This is a genomic window from Achromobacter sp. 1011791174 (assembly GCF_059760925.1).
The window spans coordinates 1-1,812 of record NZ_JCBANH010000194.1 but is presented as its reverse complement, the minus strand read 5'-3'; the positions used below and the strand labels follow the sequence as shown (position 1 = coordinate 1,812).

The 1,812-nt window shown below is 66.4% G+C and carries 1 protein-coding gene; it reads left to right on the top strand.

What is annotated here, in order from left to right:
• Positions 1–136 precede the first annotated feature (136 nt).
• Positions 137–1,812 (top strand): methyl-accepting chemotaxis protein (locus AC6LJ5_RS30255; protein WP_498142445.1); only part of this gene is annotated, 1,676 nt, incomplete at its 3' end.

The window sequence follows — 1,812 nt, the reverse complement described above, 5'->3', positions numbered from 1 at the left end:
ACAGCAGCATCGTGCCGCCGCGTGCGGCGCGCAGGCTCAGCTTGCGCTTGACCGTGGGCGCGCGCCCGGCTTTCTTCTTACCGACCTTGCCGGGCGTTTTTTTGGTCTGAGTTGTTCCTGAAGGATGGGGAGGAAGATGGAAGCGAGTCTCGAATCTGGTGCGAAGCCCGGCAAGGTCGGTAAGAAGAAAGCCGGGCGCGCGCCCAAGGTCAAGCGCAAGCTGCGCCTGCGCGACGCACGCGTCGGCACGATGCTGCTGTGGGTGATGGCGTTCTTCGCCGTGCTGATCGCGGCCGTTGGCGGCCTGGCGGCATTTTTCCTGCAGCACAACTTTGAATCCATCCGCGAAGTGAATGCGCTGACCGATCGCTCCAAGCAGGTCGACGTGATCAACAGCGACATGCTGCGCGCCCGCGTCAATCTGATGGTGGCGGCGCGCCACTTGCAGGAATCGGGCTGGGGCAGCGGCGAGAATTCGGCTCGCGACGCGGCGACAGCCCTCAAGGGCGCGACCGATCTGCTGACCGGCGTGCGGGCCCGCTTCGCCGATTTCCAGAAGAACATGCTGCAGGACGATACCGGTCGCCAGCTGTCGATGAACCTGGTGCGCCGCTACCGCTCGTATATCGACGACGGCGTCGACACCATGGTGGAAGCGTTGCGCAGCGAGGATTACTCCACTTTCTACATGGTCAACAATGAGTACGGCACGCCTCGCAGCGCCGCGTTCATCGAGGCCATCGGCGAGTTCAGCAAGTACATCGGCGACCAGCAGCAGGCCACGATCGAACAGGCCGACGCCAACTTCAACCGCGCGATGATCGCGGTGGGCGTGGCCGTGGCGCTGGCGTTGATACTGATGGTGCTGGCCCGCGTGCTGTTCGGGCGCCTGGTGGTGCGTCCGTTGGTCGAGGCCGGCCAGCATTTCGACAAGATCGCCGCCGGCGACCTGACCAGCCGCGTGGAAGTCCGTTCGCACAACGAAATCGGGCAACTGTTCGCGGCGCTCAAGCGCATGCAGGAAAGTCTTACGCGCACGGTGTCGACGGTGCGCCGGGGCGTGGACGAGATCACGGTCGGCTCGCGCGAGATCTCGGCGGGCAACACGGACCTGTCCAGCCGCACCGAGGAGCAGGCGGCCTCGCTGGAAGAGACCGCGGCTTCGATGGAGCAGCTGGCCTCGACGGTCAAGCAGAACGCGGACAACGCGCGCCAGGCCAATCAGCTGGCGGCCAGCGCGTCGGACGTGGCTGAGCGCGGCGGTTCGGCGGTGTCGGAAGTGGTGACGACGATGCAGGGCATTTCGGCCAGCTCGCGCAAGATTTCCGAGATCGTGTCGGTGATCGACGGCATCGCGTTCCAGACCAACATCCTGGCGCTGAACGCGGCGGTGGAAGCGGCGCGGGCGGGCGAGCAGGGCAAGGGCTTCGCGGTGGTGGCGGGCGAAGTGCGCTCGCTGGCGCAGCGCAGCGCGCAGGCGGCCAAGGAGATCAAGGGCCTGATCGAGGATTCGGTCGGCAAGGTCGGCGCCGGTTCGCAGCAGGTGGAGCGCGCGGGCGCGACGATGCAGGAGATCGTGGCGTCGGTCAAGCGCGTGACGGACATCATGGGCGAGATCTCGGCGGCGTCGGAAGAGCAGTCCAGCGGCATCGACCAGGTGAACCGCGCGGTGTCGCAGATGGACGAAGTGACGCAGCAGAACGCGGCGCTGGTGGAAGAGGCGGCGGCTGCCGCGGGCTCGCTGCAGGAACAGGCGCAGCGCCTGGCCGAGGCGGTGGCGGTGTTCAAGATCAACGCCGGCGAGGTCATCGA